Here is a 14,495-nt window from a genome sequence, read left to right as displayed (position 1 = left end):
TGCAGCGACCAACTGTTTCGGAACAAAAACAAATTCCTTGCAGCGGGATCGCCATCTGCGCTGGATACCGGAAGGATCGATCCGGCGATTAAGTGCAGCGCCCTGCACACCAACGGTCTTGGATGGCTCACGGCAACCGAAGCTGCCGCGACCCACCACATTCGCCCTGCTCCTTCCGGAGCCGGGCAAATCTCTTTAGCTCGCCGAGATGGTTTGCGTGTCCACGCGGACACCCAGACCCATGGTCGACGACACAGCCACCTTGCGCAGGTACACACCCTTGCTGGTCGCCGGCTTGGCCTTGACCAGAGCGTCGATCAGCGCGGCGAGGTTGCCTTGCAGCTTGTCGTTGTCGAACGAGCGACGGCCGATCGTGCCGTGCACGATGCCGGCCTTGTCGACGCGGAACTGAACCTGGCCAGCCTTGGCGTTCTTCACGGCCGTGGCGACGTCCGGGGTCACGGTGCCAACCTTGGGGTTGGGCATCAGACCGCGCGGGCCGAGGATCTGGCCGAGCGTACCGACGACGCGCATGGCATCGGGGGCAGCGATCACGACGTCGAAAGGCATGTCGCCAGCCTTGACCATCGCAGCGAGGTCGTCCATGCCGACGATGTCGGCGCCGGCGGCCTTGGCCTCTTCAGCCTTGGCGCCCTGGGCGAACACAGCCACGCGCTTGGTCTTGCCGGTGCCGTTGGGCAGCACGACAGCGCCACGAACAACCTGGTCCGACTTCTTCGCGTCGATGCCCAGCTGCACGGCCACGTCGATCGATTCGTCGAACTTGGCGGTGGCGGCTTCCTTGACGATGACGATCGCGTCAACCAGCGGGTACAGCTTGTTGCTGTCGACCTTGCCTTCGAGCGCTTTTTGCTTCTTGGTGATCTTGGACATTTACACGCCCTCCACATTCACGCCCATCGAGCGGGCAGTACCGGCGATGGTGCGAACCGCGGCGTCCATGTCGGCGGCGGTCAGGTCCTTCATCTTGGTCTTGGCGATTTCCTCGAGCTGAGCGCGCGTGATCTTGCCGACCTTGTCCAGGTGCGGGCGAGCCGAACCCTTGTCCAGCTTGATCGCCTTCTTGATCAGCACGCCAGCCGGCGGCGACTTGATGATGAAGGTGAAGCTCTTGTCGGCGAACGCGGTGATGACCACCGGCAGCGCCAGACCCGGCTCGTAGCTCTGCGTCTGCGCATTGAACGCCTTGCAGAACTCCATGATGTTCAAACCACGCTGGCCCAGTGCGGGACCGATCGGTGGTGATGGGTTGGCCTTACCAGCTGGCACTTGCAGCTTGACGAAGCCGACGATTTTTTTCGCCATTTTTTGCTCCTTGCGGGTGATATCGCCTCGGCTTTCGCCAGGGCTCCCCGGGGTTAGACGACTCTTCTGCTCAAGGCCGCGCACCGAGTCGGATAGCGCGCAGCCGGAAATGATTCAGGCCTTGCGGCCCGAGGCTCAGGTCTTCTCGACCTGGCTGAATTCGAGTTCGACGGGCGTGGAGCGGCCGAAGATCATGACCGACACGCTGACCTTGCTCTTCTCGTAGTTGACGTCTTCCACCGTGCCATTGAAATCGGTGAACGGGCCTTCCTTGACGCGCACGAACTCGCCGACGGTGAATTCGACCTTGTGGCGCGGCTTCTCGGTGCCCTGCTGCATCTGGCTGACGATGTCCTCGACCTCTTTCTGCGAGATCGGGGCCGGACGGTTCTTGGCGCCGCCCACGAAACCCGTCACCTTGTTGGTGTGCTTCACCAGGTGCCAGCTTTCGTCGTCCATGATCATTTCGACCAGCACGTAACCCGGGAAGAAGCGGCGCTCGGTGGTGCGCTTCTGGCCGTTCTTGATCTCGACCACTTCTTCGGTCGGGACCAGGATGCGGCCGAACTTGCTCTGCATGCCGGCGCGATTGATGCGCTCGAGGATGTTGCGTTCAACGGCCTTCTCCATGCCCGAATAGGCATGGACCACGTACCAACGCAGATCAGGGTTGGCAGCGGGAGCAAGAATTGGAGTGTTTTCCTCTTCCGGCGTGGTTTCAACTACGTCGTCGGTCATTTCTTATTTTCTCCAGCCCAGAATGAGGTCGAAAAACACCCATTCGAGCGTCTTGTCGGTGAGCCAGAGGAAGACGGACATGATCGCCACGAAGGCGAACACATAGGCCGTCATCTGCATCGCTTCCTTGCGGGTCGGCCAGACGACCTTCTTGACCTCGCGCCACGAGTCGCGGCCAAAGGCCCACAACTGACGACCATTCTCAGAGCTGCCGAAAGCACCCACGGCCGCGGCCAGGCCGACCAGCAGCGCAGCCCATTGCACCAGCGAGCCTTGGCGCGACAGCAGATAGAACGCCACGATGGCGCCCACTGCCAGCACCACGGCGGCGGCCAATTTGGCCTTGTCGGCGCCCGTGCTCACGGTTTCGATTTGAGAAGTGGCCATGTTTGGCTGATTTCCTGTGGTCTTTCGACCTTCAATTCAATGCGTCTCTTGAGACGCCGAAGCCCATCGGGTCACGATGGGCTTTTTCTGCCTCCCATCGGGTCAACGACGGGCTTTTTTCGGAGTGCCACCTAGGTGGCAGGGGCAGTAGGAATCGAACCTACAACCTTCGGTTTTGGAGACCGACGCTCTGCCAATTGAGCTATACCCCTCCGGTACTCTTTTCGCTCGGCTTAGATGTCGAGGATCTTTGCCACGACGCCCGAACCCACGGTACGGCCGCCTTCACGGATGGCGAAGCGCAGGCCTTCTTCCATCGCGATCGGGTTGATCAGCTTGACGGTGATGCTGACGTTGTCGCCAGGCATGACCATTTCCTTGTCCTTGGGCAGCTCGATCGCGCCGGTCACGTCCGTCGTGCGGAAGTAGAACTGCGGACGGTAGTTGTTGAAGAACGGCGTGTGACGGCCACCTTCGTCCTTGGACAGCACATACACCTCGGCGGTGAAGTGCGTGTGCGGCTTGATCGAGCCGGGCTTGCACAGCACTTGGCCGCGCTCGACTTCTTCGCGCTTGGTACCGCGCAGCAGCACGCCGACGTTGTCGCCAGCTTGACCCTGGTCCAGGAGCTTGCGGAACATTTCCACGCCGGTGCAGGTGGTCTTGACGGTCGGGCGAATGCCGACGATCTCGATTTCCTCGCCGACCTTGATCACGCCACGCTCGACGGCGCCGGTCACCACGGTGCCGCGACCCGAGATCGAGAACACGTCTTCGACGGGCATCAGGAACGTACCGTCCACGGCGCGCTCAGGCGTCGGGATGTAGGTGTCCAGCGCTTCAGCCAGCTTCATGATGGCTTCTTCGCCCAGCTTGCCCTTGTCGCCTTCCAGGGCGAGCTTGGCCGAACCATGAATGATCGGGGTGTCGTCGCCAGGGAATTCGTACTTGTCCAAGAGCTCGCGCACTTCCATTTCGACCAGCTCGAGCAGCTCGGCGTCGTCGACCATGTCGCACTTGTTCAGGAAAACGATGATGTAGCCCACGCCCACCTGGCGAGCCAGCAGGATGTGTTCACGGGTCTGGGGCATCGGGCCGTCAGCAGCCGAGCACACCAGGATGGCGCCGTCCATTTGAGCGGCGCCGGTGATCATGTTCTTCACATAGTCGGCGTGGCCAGGGCAGTCCACGTGAGCGTAGTGGCGGTTGGCCGTCTCGTACTCGACGTGTGCGGTGTTGATCGTGATGCCGCGGGCCTTTTCTTCGGGCGCTGCGTCGATCTGGTCGTAAGCCTTGGCTTCGCCGCCGAACTTGGCCGACAGAACGGTTGCGATTGCAGCCGTCAGCGTCGTCTTGCCGTGGTCAACGTGACCGATCGTGCCCACGTTCACGTGCGGCTTGGTGCGGGTGAATTTACCTTTTGCCATTTTTCGACTCCGAAAAAAACGATTTCAACGTATGCAGATGGGTTGCAAACCTGCCGTTGCAACCCCCAGAAACTGGTGCCCTTTGCGGGAATCGGACCCGCGACCTCTCCCTTACCAAGGGAGTGCTCTACCACTGAGCCAAAAGGGCTTTTGTCTAACCAATCGCTTCCGGCGTCGAACCGGGTCTCTGGAGCGGGAGACGGGAATCGAACCCGCGTCATCAGCTTGGAAGGCTGGGGTTCTACCATTGAACTACTCCCGCATCGGGGGCACTTCAAGGCACCCAAAGCGCTAGATCCAATCGCTCTTAGAAACCAAATTCATCGCTGGTGGAGAGGGCTGGATTCGAACCAGCGTACTCGTAAGAGGGCAGATTTACAGTCTGCTGCCATTAACCACTCGGCCACCTCTCCGGCGAACCTCGAAATATAGCACGGTTTTGTGACTACCCAGAACTCCCAGCACCAAGAAGAAGCGGAAGAACTGCACGAGGCGTTGACCGCGGCGATTATCCGCGAATTCAGCCGCCTCCCTGGTGCGCCTCCCGCCAGGCACGCGCTTCACCGAAATGCCCGCATCCGATGAACGGAACGGGTGGGCGCAAGGCCGAAAGTGGCGACGGATGATTCGACATCAGCACCTTGTGGCGCTTAACGTCGATCAACGCACGCTTACTCTGCGCGTGCGAGCCCCAGAGCATAAAAACAACAGGTTTCGCGCCGTCCGATACATGTCGGATGACGGCATCCGTCAGCACCTCCCAGCCCCGCCCCGAATGGCTCGCTGGCTGGGCTTCTTCGACGGTGAGGCAGGTGTTGAGCAGCAGCACGCCATGGGTCGCCCACTTCACCAGGCTGCCGCCCGGATTGGGAAACTGCGGCGGCGGCGTGCCAAGATCGCGCTGCAGCTCCTTGAAGATGTTGCGCAGCGACGGCGGCAACGCCACGCCGGGCGCCACCGAGAACGCAAGCCCCTCGGCCTGGCCACGCCCGTGGTACGGGTCCTGGCCCAGGATGACCACGCGCACGTCTTCGGGCGGCGTCAGCTCCAGCGCACGCAGCGGCTGGGGCGGAAAGACCACGGCGCCTGCATCGAGGCGCTCGCGCAGAAAACCCTGCAGCTTCTGCCCCACGACGCCTCCGAAAAAGTCATCGACCAACGGCTGCCAACCCGGCGCCACCGCCCAGTCGGCAGGATCGCTGCTCGACAGCTGATCCTGCGCGCTCATTGGAACAACGCAGCGAGGGCCTCGCCGGGTTCCTTGGCGCGCATGAACGCCTCGCCGACCAGGAAGGCATTGACGCCCGCTGCGCGCAGCGCGGCAACGTCTTCGCGCGTGGCGATGCCCGATTCGGTCACCACCAGCCGATCGGCCGGCAGCTTCGGCAGCAGGTCGATCGTGGCCTGGATCGACACCTCGAAGTTGCGCAGATTGCGGTTGTTGACCCCGATGAGCGACGTCTTGAGCTTCAGCGCACGATCGAGTTCGGCCGCATCGTGCACCTCCACCAGCACCGCCATGCCGAGCCCGCGCGCGATGGCTTCATAGTCCTTCATCTGCGCATCGTCCAGGCACGCGGCGATCAGCAAAATCGCATCTGCACCCATCGCGCGCGACTCGTACACCTGGTACGCATCGACGATGAAGTCCTTGCGCAGCACCGGCAGGTCGCACGAGGCGCGGGCCTGCTTGAGATAGTCGACGCCGCCCTGGAAGAACTGCTTGTCCGTCAGCACCGAGAGGCACGCCGCGCTGACCTTGCCATCACCCTCCGCATAGCTCTGGGCAATGTCCGCCGGAATGAAGTCTTCGCGCAGCACGCCCTTGCTCGGGCTGGCCTTCTTGACTTCGGCGATCACGGCGGCCTGGCCCGCGGCGATCTTGGCGCGCAAAGCGGCTTCGAAATCGCGCGTGAGCACACGGCTCTCAGCGTCGAAGCGGACGGCTTCGAGCGGCGCACGCTTCAGCGCAGCCGCCACTTCCTGGCGCTTGACGGCAACGATCTTGTCGAGGATGTCGGACATGGCTTGTGATGCTTTCTTTTCTCTGAGGCTCAGACGGTGGCGGAGGCCTTGACCAGCTCGGCCAGCTTGGCCTTGGCCGCACCCGATGCGATGACGGCGCGCGAACGTTCGACGCCCGCGGCCACCGAATCGACCACGTTCGCCGCGTACAGCGCCGCGCCTGCGTTCAGCAGCACGATGTCCAGCGCCGGGCCGGCCTGATTGTCGAGCACCCCCAGCAGCATCGCCTTCGACTGTTCGGGCGTTTCCACACGCAGCGCGCGGTTGCTCGACATCGCGAAGCCGAAGTCCTCGGGGTGCAGCTCGTACTCCCGGATCTCGCCGTTCTTGAGCTCGCCCACCAGCGTGGCGGCGCCCAGCGAAATTTCGTCCATGCCGTCGCGCCCGTAGACCACGAGCGCGTGCTCGGTGCCCAGGCGCTGCAGCGCGCGCACCTGGATGCCCACGAGGTCGGCGTGAAACACGCCCATCAGGATGTTCGGCGCGCCCGCGGGGTTGGTCAGCGGCCCGAGGATGTTGAAGATCGTCTTGATGCCCAACTCCTTGCGCACCGGGGCGACGTTCTTCATCGCCGGATGGTGGTTGGGCGCGAACATGAAGCCGATGCCGCACTGCTCGATGGAGCGCGCGATCTGCTCGGGCTTCAGGTTGATGTTGATGCCCAGCGACTCCAGCACATCGGCACTGCCCGACTTGCTCGACACGCTGCGCCCGCCGTGCTTGCTGACCTTTGCGCCGCCCGCGGCCGCGACGAACATCGAGCAGGTCGAGATGTTGAAGGTGTGCGAGCCGTCGCCACCGGTGCCCACGATGTCCACGAGGTTCGTGGTGTCGGCCACGGGCACCTTGGTCGAGACCTCGCGCATCACCTGCGCGGCGGCGGTGATCTCGCCGATGGTTTCCTTCTTCACGCGCAGGCCGGTGATCAGCGCGGCCATCATCACGGGCGAGCATTCGCCGCTCATGATGAGCCGCACGATGTGCAGCATCTCGTCGTGGAAGACCTCGCGGTGCTCGATGGTGCGCTGCAGCGCTTCCTGGGGAGTGATCATGGGAAGTCTCCTGGGTGTTTGTCTGTGGTCAGTGACCGGCGCGAACGGCCGGCGCATCGGTGAACGCGAGCTTGAGGCCGAAGCCGATGAAGAGAACGCCGGCGGCGCGGTCCAGCCAGTGCATGCCCTTCTGCACCGCGCCGCGGCGCGCCATCCAGCCCGCCGCCACGGCCCACCCCACGTTCACGGGGATGGCGTTGAGGTTGAACAGCACGCCCAGCAGCACGAAGTACAGGGCCTTGTCGTCCGCGCCGGGTGCGATGAACTGCGGCACGAAGGCCAGGAAGAACAACGCCACCTTGGGGTTGAGCACGTTCGTCCAGAAGCCGCCGAGGAAGATCGCCTTGAGGCTGCGCTCCCCGCCCACTGCGGCGGCGGCCTTGTCGAGATCGGTGGGCGGCGCCGCGCGCGACAGCACCATGCGCACGCCGAGGTACAGCAGGTAGGCCGCCCCGATGTACTTGAGCACCGTGAAGGCCGCCGCGGACGTGGCCATCAACGTGCCGACACCGACCGCCGCCGCGAAGATGTGGACGAAGCAGCCGGCAGTGATGCCGAGCCCCGCCACGATGCCGGCGCGCACGCCCGAGCGCAACGAGTTCGTCACGACGTAGAGCACGTCGGGGCCCGGCGTGAGGTTCAGCAGCCAGCCGGCGGCGATGAAGGCGAGCAGATGGGGAAGATCAGGCATCGCGTCCTCGCCAGGCTCAGGATTTGAAGAACGTGCGGATCGCGGCCACGGCCCGGTCCACGCCCGCGGCGTCGACATCCAGGTGCGTCACGAAGCGCAGGCGGTAGAGGCCCGTCGCGAGGATGCCCTGGCTGTTGAGGCTCGCGAGCAGTTCCGACGAACGCGCCTGCGCCGCACCTTGGAGGTCGACGAACACGATGTTCGTGTGCGGCGCTTCGACTGCAAGGCCTTCGATGCCTTCGAGCCCCTGCGCGAGGCGCCGGGCCAGCGCGTGGTCGTCGGCCAGGCGATCGACGTGGTGGTCGAGCGCATGCGATGCCGCTGCAGCAAGCAGGCCGGCCTGGCGCATGCCGCCGCCCGCCATCTTGCGGATGCGGTGCGCCCGCGCGATGAACTCGCGCGAACCGACCAGCGCCGAGCCGATGGGTGCGCCCAGGCCCTTGCTGAAGCAGACCGAGACGCTGTCGAAGCATTGCGCGATGCGACGGGCTTCGGCGCGGATGTCGCTGCGATTGTTCAGCGCGGCCTGCGCGGTCGCCGCGTTGAAGAGGCGCGCGCCATCCAGATGCCGCTGCAACCCCTTGCTCTTCGCGAGATCGGTCGCAGCCTGCACGTACTCGAACGGCAGCAGCTTGCCACCCAGCGTGTTCTCCAGCGCCAGCAACTTCGTGCGCGCGAAGTGTGCATCGTCGGGCTTGATGGACGCTTCGATCTGCGCGAGCGGCAGCGTGCCGTCGGGCGCATGGTCGAGCGGCTGCGGCTGCACGCTGCCGAACACCGCCGCGCCGCCGCCTTCCCAGCGGTAGCAATGCGCCTGCTGGCCGACGATGTATTCGTCGCCGCGACCGCAGTGCGACAGGATCGCGCAGAGATTGCTCTGCGTGCCGGTCGGCACGAACAGCGCCGCCTCGAAGCCCAGCAGCGCGGCGATCTTTTCCTGCAGCGCATTCACGCTCGGATCGGTGCCGAAGACGTCGTCGCCGAGCGGCGCGGCCATCATGGCCTCGCGCATCGCGGGCGTGGGTTGGGTGACGGTGTCGCTGCGCAGGTCGGCGATGGAGGTGCGGTCTGTCATGGTGGCTTAGTCCAGGAAGTTCTTGAGCATGGCGTGGCCGTGCTCGGTGAGGATCGATTCGGGATGGAACTGCACGCCTTCGATGCGCACGTCGTGCGCGTATCCGGTGTGCCGCACGCCCATGATCTCGCCGTCGTCGGTCCAGGCGGTGACAGCCAATGCTTTCGGGCAGCTCTCGCGCTCGATCGAGAGCGAGTGGTACCGGTTGACGATGAACTTCTCGGGCAGCCCCGCGAACACGCCTTCTTGCGTCGTCGTGATCTCGCTGGTCTTACCGTGCATCAGCTGCTGCGCCCGAATGATCTTGCCGCCGAACGCCGCGCCGATGGCCTGGTGGCCGAGGCACACGCCAAGAATCGGCAGCTTGCCCGCGAAGGCCTCGATGGCGGCCACCGAAACACCCGCCTCCGCCGGTGAACAAGGCCCTGGCGACACCACGAGCCGCGTCACGCCCGAGGCGATCAGCTCGCCGATCTGCGCGACGGTGATCTCGTCGTTGCGATGCACCTGCACATCCGCACCCAGCTCGCCGAAGTACTGGACGATGTTGTAGGTGAACGAATCGTAGTTGTCGATCATCAGCAGTTTCATGGCTTGCTCACAATCCGGTGCACGCCCTTCACCACGGGAAAGACGTTGAAGTTGATCAGAAGGCCCAGCTTGAGGCCCGAGAGGCGCAGCGCCGCGAGCACCTGCGCGCGGTGCAGGTCGGTCAGCACGTCGACCGCCTTGAGCTCGACGATGACCGACTGCTCGATCACGAAACCCGCGCGGTACACCTCGCCGAGCGAGCGGCCCTTGTAGGTGGCCGACAGCGCCACGTCGCGTGTGAAGCCGATCTCGCGCTCGGCCAGTTCGATGGCCAGCGCGGCGGCATAGGCGCCCTCGTCGAGCCCCGTGCCGAGCACGCGCTGCACTTCGACGGCGGCGCCGATGATCTCGTGCGAAAAGTCGTTCTGAATTTCGGGTGCGGTGCTCATTCCAGGCCTTCCTCGACCAGTTCGGCCGCACGCAGGAGTGCGCGCGCCTTGGCCTCTGTTTCTTTCCATTCCAGCTCGGGCACCGAGTCGGCCACCACGCCGGCCGCGGCCTGCACGTGCAGCATCTGGTCCTTCACGATGCCGGTGCGGATCGCGATCGCCACATCCATGTCGCCCGCATAGCTGATGTAGCCGCAGGCGCCGCCGTAGAGGCCGCGCTTGGTGGGCTCGAGTTGGTCGATCAGCTCCATCGCATGCACCTTGGGCGCACCGGTCAGCGTGCCAGCGGGGAACGTCGCCTTGAGCACGTCGATGGCGGTCATGCCGTCCTTGAGCGTGCCTTCGACGTTGCTCACGATGTGCATCACGTGGCTGTAGCGCTCCACCGCGAAGGCCTCGGTCACCTTCACGGTACCGGTCTTGGCGATGCGGCCGATGTCGTTGCGCGCGAGGTCGATCAGCATGACGTGCTCGGCGCGCTCCTTCGGGTCGTTGATGAGCTCTTCCTCGGCCGCCTTGTCCAGCTCGAGCGAGGCACCGCGCGGACGCGTGCCGGCCAGCGGGCGGATGGTGATCTTCTGCTCGCCCTCGCCTGTGTTTTCCTGGCGCACCAGGATCTCGGGCGACGCGCCGACCACGTGGAAATCGCCCAGGTCGTAGTAATACATGTAGGGCGAGGGGTTGAGCGACCGCAGCGCGCGGTACAACGACAGCGGCGACTCGGTGTAGCGCTTGCTGATGCGCTGACCCACCTGCACCTGCATGAAGTCGCCGGCGGCGATCATTTCCTTGGCCCGTTCCACCGCCGCGATGTAGTCGGCCTTGGCAAAGCTGCGCTGGGGCGGATGCGCCTGCGTGGGCTTCACGATGGGCGCGCTCACCGAGTACTTGAGCTTCTCCTTGAGTTCGCGCAGGCGCCGCTTGCCATTGGCATAGGCCTCGGGCTGCTTCGGGTCGGCGTAGACGATCAGGTAGAGCTTGCCCGAGAGGTTGTCGATGACGGCGAGCTCTTCGCACTGCAGCAGCAGGATGTCGGGGCAGCCGAGCGTGTCGGGCGGGCAGCTTTTTTCGAGCTTGCGCTCGATGTGGCGCACAGTGTCGTAGCCGAAATAGCCGGCTAGGCCGCCGCAGAAACGCGGAAGGCCCGGCCGGAGCGCGACCTTGAAGCGCTTCTGGTACTCCGCGATGAAATCCAGCGGGTTGCCGGCGGCGGTCTCGACGACCTGGCCGTCGGTCACCACTTCGGTCACTGCATCGGCCCCGAAACCACTGGCGCGCAGCAGCGTACGTGCGGGCAGACCAATGAAGCTGTAGCGCCCGAAGCGCTCGCCACCCACGACCGATTCGAGCAGGAAGCTGTGCTTGCCGCCGCCCTGCGAATGGGCGAGCTTGAGGTAGAGGGAAAGAGGCGTTTCGAGGTCGGCAAAGGCCTCGGCCATCAGCGGGATGCGGTTGTAGCCCTGGGCGCTGAGGCTCTTGAATTCAAGTTCGGTGATCACGGATTCGTTCTCCAGTTGCCGGCCGACGCTCCTTCGGTCGGTGGCAAGGTCATTCACTGGTGGCCCGGAGTCGAGGGGATCGATCCGGCGCCGCGGGCGCACGGCGTGCGCCGTGCAATCAAACAGTCAGCGAAGTATGGCTACGCCAGGGCCAGGCTCCCCGGCTGCCTTCACCTGTTTGAATGATGTGATGAACGAACATGGAAGCGCGAGTTTAGCCCACGAAAAACGCACTACTGCACAACAAGGCCGGTTTCAGGGTTCCCCCGAGGGCGAGCAGGTAACACAAAAAGATACATTCGCACGACCGTTCGCAAATTCAAGGAGGCTCACTTGCTCGCACTCTCGATCCCCACCGCGCTCTCGCGTCTCGCCGTGCTGGCCTGCCTGACGACGGCGCTCGGCGCCTCCGCCGCGCAGGTCGATGTTGCGGGCGTCAAGCTGGAAGACCACCTCGACCTGCGCGGCACGCCCCTGCAGCTCAACGGCGCGGGCGTTCGCTACAAGGCGATCTTCAAGGTCTACACGGCCGGCCTCTACGTCGGCAAGAAGGTCTCCACCACCGAAGAAGCACTGGCCGCGCCCGGCCCCAAGCGCGTGGCCATCACGATGTTGCGCGACATCGATGCCAACGAACTCGGCAAACTTTTCACCAAGGGCGTGGAAGAGAACTCGCCCAAGAGCGAAATGGTGAACCTGATCCCGGGCCTGCTGCGCATGGGCCAGATGTTCGCGGACCAGAAGCAGCTCAAGACGGGCGACACCTTCACCATCGACTGGCTGCCGGGCACCGGCACGGTGATCACCGTGCGCGGCGTGCCGCAGCCCGATCCGGTGAAGGAGCCGGCCTTTTTCAACGCGCTCTTGCGCATCTGGCTCGGCCCGAGCCCGGCCGACTGGAAGCTCAAGGACGCGCTGCTCGGCAAGTCGTCCTAGCCTCCTGGCCGTCAGAGATCGGCCAGCGAATCCACGAACCCGTCCGCATCCACGCCGCGCACCGGCTCGCCGTGGTTGTAGCCGTAGGTCACGAGCACGACCGGGCAGCCGGCGGCCCGGGCCGCGCGGGCGTCGTTGCTCGAGTCCCCGACCATCAGCGTGCGCGCCGGCAGGGTGCCCAGCGCCTCGCAGGTCTTCAGAAGCGGCAGCGGATCGGGCTTCTTGCGCTCGAAGGCATCGCCGCCGAACACCAGTTCGAAGAAGCCGTCCAGCCCCTTCGCAGCCAGCAGCGGCTTCGCGAACGAGGTCGGCTTGTTGGTGAGGCAAGCCAGCCGGAGGCCCCGCGCGCGCAACGCATCCAGTCCCTCGATCACGCCCGGATACACCGCCGAATACTGGCCGTTGATCGCGAGGTAGTGGTGCTGGTAGCGCTCCCAGGCGCGATCGAAGAGCGCATGGGCCTTGGCTTGAACCCCCGCTTCATCGGCAGCGCCGGCAGGTGTCATCACATGCACCAGTGCCGAATGGATCAGGTGCTCGGAGCCCTTGCCCACCATCAACTCGATGGCGGCAGGCGCAGCGGGCGGCAGGTCGAGGTCGCGCAGCATGCGGTTCAGGGCCTCGCCGAAATCGCCGAGCGTGTCGACCATGGTGCCGTCGAGGTCGACGATGGCGGCGTCGAAGCGGGTGGGGTTGAAGTGGGTGGAAGAGTTCAAGACAAGCCAATGGAGAGAGTTGCGAATAGACGGTGCCGAGCACGTTGATTTTCATACGCCACCCCCGCGCACTGAAAAAGTGTTTCCCGCGTCCAAGCTTGGCGTCGTACGGGATAGACGATGCAATCGCTCGCGTCGATTCACAAAAACGGAGACAAGCATGCACCGCACCCCAGCCACTCGCCTGCGATCAGCCGCGACCGCCGCCTTGCTCGGCCTGGTCGCCCTCGCTTCTGCGCACGCGCAGGACCGCTACCCCACCAAGGCCATCCGGCTGGTGGTGCCGTTCCCCGCGGGCACCGCGCCCGATGTGATGGCGCGCTACTGGGGCGACCGGGTGAGCAAGCAACTGCAGCAGCCGGTGATCGTGGAAAACCGGGCCGGCGCATCGACCATCGTCGGTACGCAGGCGGCCGTCGCTTCGCCCGCGGACGGCTACACGCTGCTCTACACGGCCAGCGGCACGGTCACGATCAATCCCTTCGCATACAAGAAGCTGCCCTACCAGCCGCAGGACCTGGTGCCGGTCACGCGCATGCTGTCCATCCCGCTCGTGGTTTCGGTGCCGACGGAGTCGCCCTACAAGACGCTGGCCGACCTCATCAAGGCGGCCAAATCGAGGCCCGGCCAAGTGAGCTACGCGTCCTACGGCATGGGCACCGTGCCCCACATGTCGATGGCCTATTTCGCCAACAGCGCGGGGCTGGCGCTGAACCACATTCCCTATCGCGACGGCGGCCTGACCGACCTGATCGGCGGCAGGGTGGACGTTGCGTTCTCGCCCATCGCCGACGTGCTGCCCTACATCAAGGCCGGCAAGGTCCGGCCCCTGGCCGTGTCCAGCGTTCGCAGGCTCGACTCGCTGGCCCATGTGCCGACGGTGGCGGAGAGTTTTCCCGGCTTCGAAGGCGACTCATGGCACGGTGTCTTTGCGCTCAAGGGCACGCCGCAATCGGTCGTCGACCAGATCGGCGCGGTGTCGCGCCGCATCGCGGAGTCGGGCGAATACCGGCAGTACCTGAGCGAGTTCGGGCTGATTCCGGTGGGCGGCTCACCGGCAGATTTCTCCAAGGTCATCGAAGCCGAGTCCAAGCGCTGGGCCAAGGTGGTCAAGGACAACAACATCTCGCTTGAATAGCCCCTGGGTTTGCCGTCATCGGCGGCGCGGCGCGCGCGGCAATCTCGTGCGCCATTGATTTTTTCCGGCCCCGCATTGCGGGTTCCGGCGGTCCCGTTCGGCAGACAGGCAATCACCTGAAACACCTGCCATGCCGCCAGACCCCACCTCCCACGCCAGTTGCCTCGCGCCCGGCCTGCGCCCTTCGCACGACACCGTCCGGCGCGGCGCCCGGTTCGCGCTGTCCCAGGCGTTCTGGATCGGCCTGACCCTCGCCATGCCGATCGCGGCCCTCGCGGGCTGGTACTTCTTCGGCCTCGACCGCTTCGACGCCGCGATGCGCGGCGAGTGGGACCGCTGGCTGATGCTGGGCTCGGCCGCCTTCGTCGTCCTCCTGCACGTGGTGATCCTCGCGATGCTGATCGCCGAGACGAAACCCGTCGAGGGTCCGCCGCAAGAGCCGGCACAAGAGCCGCCGCCCTGAAGCAGCCGCCTGGCCCGCACCCTTTCCCAGAACGGAGACCGA

Annotated in this window: 17 protein-coding genes and 4 tRNA genes; 3 read left to right on the top strand and 18 right to left on the bottom strand. The window is 64.8% G+C overall.

The window, feature by feature from the left end; genetic code table 11:
- Positions 1 to 195: 195 nt before the first annotated feature.
- The 17 genes from rplA to trpE all read right to left on the bottom strand — a co-directional run bounded on the left by rplA (position 196) and on the right by trpE (position 11,200).
- Positions 196 to 894, bottom strand: coding sequence for a 50S ribosomal protein L1 (gene rplA, locus ACSFA7_RS18060; RefSeq protein WP_435500645.1), 699 nt, complete (start codon positions 892 to 894; stop codon positions 196 to 198).
- Positions 895 to 1,326 (bottom strand): 50S ribosomal protein L11, encoded by a 432-nt coding sequence (rplK, locus tag ACSFA7_RS18055; protein ID WP_013539105.1) that lies wholly within the window; start codon positions 1,324 to 1,326, stop codon positions 895 to 897. It abuts the gene before it with no gap.
- Between the two features lie 135 nt (positions 1,327 to 1,461).
- On the bottom strand, positions 1,462 to 2,064 hold the full coding sequence (nusG, locus tag ACSFA7_RS18050; RefSeq protein WP_435500644.1) for a transcription termination/antitermination protein NusG: 603 nt from the start codon (positions 2,062 to 2,064) through the stop codon (positions 1,462 to 1,464).
- 3 nt (positions 2,065 to 2,067) lie between these two features.
- Positions 2,068 to 2,451 (bottom strand): preprotein translocase subunit SecE, encoded by a 384-nt coding sequence (secE, locus tag ACSFA7_RS18045; protein WP_007831049.1) that lies wholly within the window; start codon positions 2,449 to 2,451, stop codon positions 2,068 to 2,070.
- Between the two features lie 136 nt (positions 2,452 to 2,587).
- Positions 2,588 to 2,663: transfer RNA gene (locus ACSFA7_RS18040), tRNA-Trp, on the bottom strand.
- Between the two features lie 21 nt (positions 2,664 to 2,684).
- Positions 2,685 to 3,878, bottom strand: a complete 1,194-nt coding sequence (gene tuf, locus ACSFA7_RS18035; protein ID WP_012745744.1) for an elongation factor Tu — start codon at positions 3,876 to 3,878, stop codon at positions 2,685 to 2,687.
- 73 nt (positions 3,879 to 3,951) lie between these two features.
- A tRNA-Thr gene (locus ACSFA7_RS18030) sits at positions 3,952 to 4,026 on the bottom strand.
- 40 nt (positions 4,027 to 4,066) lie between these two features.
- A tRNA-Gly gene (locus ACSFA7_RS18025) sits at positions 4,067 to 4,140 on the bottom strand.
- A 65-nt stretch (positions 4,141 to 4,205) separates the two neighbouring features.
- A tRNA-Tyr gene (locus ACSFA7_RS18020) sits at positions 4,206 to 4,291 on the bottom strand.
- Positions 4,292 to 4,398: 107 nt separating this feature from the next.
- A complete protein-coding gene (locus tag ACSFA7_RS18015) occupies positions 4,399 to 5,106 on the bottom strand; it encodes a uracil-DNA glycosylase (RefSeq protein ID WP_435500643.1) in 708 nt (235 codons plus the stop codon).
- The gene (gene trpC, locus ACSFA7_RS18010) at positions 5,103 to 5,903 is read right to left on the bottom strand and encodes an indole-3-glycerol phosphate synthase TrpC (protein WP_435500642.1); all 801 of its coding nucleotides are present in this window, start codon (positions 5,901 to 5,903) and stop codon (positions 5,103 to 5,105) included. Before trpC ends, ACSFA7_RS18015 begins: the two co-directional genes overlap by 4 nt.
- A gap of 29 nt (positions 5,904 to 5,932) precedes the next feature.
- Complete coding sequence (trpD, locus tag ACSFA7_RS18005) at positions 5,933 to 6,955, bottom strand: anthranilate phosphoribosyltransferase (RefSeq protein WP_435500641.1); 1,023 nt, start codon at positions 6,953 to 6,955, stop codon at positions 5,933 to 5,935.
- Between the two features lie 28 nt (positions 6,956 to 6,983).
- Entirely contained in the window at positions 6,984 to 7,646 is a 663-nt protein-coding gene (locus tag ACSFA7_RS18000; RefSeq protein ID WP_435500640.1) for a LysE family translocator, read from the bottom strand.
- 16 nt (positions 7,647 to 7,662) lie between these two features.
- Positions 7,663 to 8,721 (bottom strand): low-specificity L-threonine aldolase, encoded by a 1,059-nt coding sequence (gene ltaE / locus ACSFA7_RS17995; protein WP_435500639.1) that lies wholly within the window; start codon positions 8,719 to 8,721, stop codon positions 7,663 to 7,665.
- A gap of 6 nt (positions 8,722 to 8,727) precedes the next feature.
- Positions 8,728 to 9,312 (bottom strand): aminodeoxychorismate/anthranilate synthase component II, encoded by a 585-nt coding sequence (locus ACSFA7_RS17990; protein ID WP_435500638.1) that lies wholly within the window; start codon positions 9,310 to 9,312, stop codon positions 8,728 to 8,730.
- The gene (locus tag ACSFA7_RS17985) at positions 9,309 to 9,701 is read right to left on the bottom strand and encodes a GxxExxY protein (RefSeq protein ID WP_435500637.1); all 393 of its coding nucleotides are present in this window, start codon (positions 9,699 to 9,701) and stop codon (positions 9,309 to 9,311) included. Before ACSFA7_RS17985 ends, ACSFA7_RS17990 begins: the two co-directional genes overlap by 4 nt.
- Entirely contained in the window at positions 9,698 to 11,200 is a 1,503-nt protein-coding gene (gene trpE / locus ACSFA7_RS17980; RefSeq protein WP_435500636.1) for an anthranilate synthase component I, read from the bottom strand. The genes ACSFA7_RS17985 and trpE overlap by 4 nt, the downstream gene beginning before the upstream one ends.
- Before the next feature lie 333 nt (positions 11,201 to 11,533).
- Here trpE and ACSFA7_RS17975 point away from each other — a divergent pair, with 333 nt between their 5' ends.
- On the top strand, positions 11,534 to 12,136 hold the full coding sequence (locus tag ACSFA7_RS17975; protein WP_435500635.1) for a chalcone isomerase family protein: 603 nt from the start codon (positions 11,534 to 11,536) through the stop codon (positions 12,134 to 12,136).
- An 11-nt stretch (positions 12,137 to 12,147) separates the two neighbouring features.
- Here the strand turns inward: ACSFA7_RS17975 and gph are convergent, their stop codons facing one another.
- Positions 12,148 to 12,786, bottom strand: a complete 639-nt coding sequence (gph, locus tag ACSFA7_RS17970) for a phosphoglycolate phosphatase (RefSeq protein WP_435500792.1) — start codon at positions 12,784 to 12,786, stop codon at positions 12,148 to 12,150.
- A 226-nt stretch (positions 12,787 to 13,012) separates the two neighbouring features.
- Here gph and ACSFA7_RS17965 point away from each other — a divergent pair, with 226 nt between their 5' ends.
- The gene (locus tag ACSFA7_RS17965; protein ID WP_435500634.1) at positions 13,013 to 13,990 is read left to right on the top strand and encodes a Bug family tripartite tricarboxylate transporter substrate binding protein; all 978 of its coding nucleotides are present in this window, start codon (positions 13,013 to 13,015) and stop codon (positions 13,988 to 13,990) included.
- Positions 13,991 to 14,120: 130 nt separating this feature from the next.
- Positions 14,121 to 14,453 (top strand): hypothetical protein, encoded by a 333-nt coding sequence (locus ACSFA7_RS17960; protein ID WP_435500633.1) that lies wholly within the window; start codon positions 14,121 to 14,123, stop codon positions 14,451 to 14,453.
- The last annotated feature ends 42 nt before the right edge of the window (positions 14,454 to 14,495 follow it).

This window comes from Variovorax trehalosi, from assembly GCF_051216415.1.
GTDB lineage: Bacteria > Pseudomonadota > Gammaproteobacteria > Burkholderiales > Burkholderiaceae_C > Variovorax.
The sequence above is the reverse complement of the archived record's forward strand: the minus strand, read 5'-3'. Positions and strand labels throughout refer to the sequence as shown.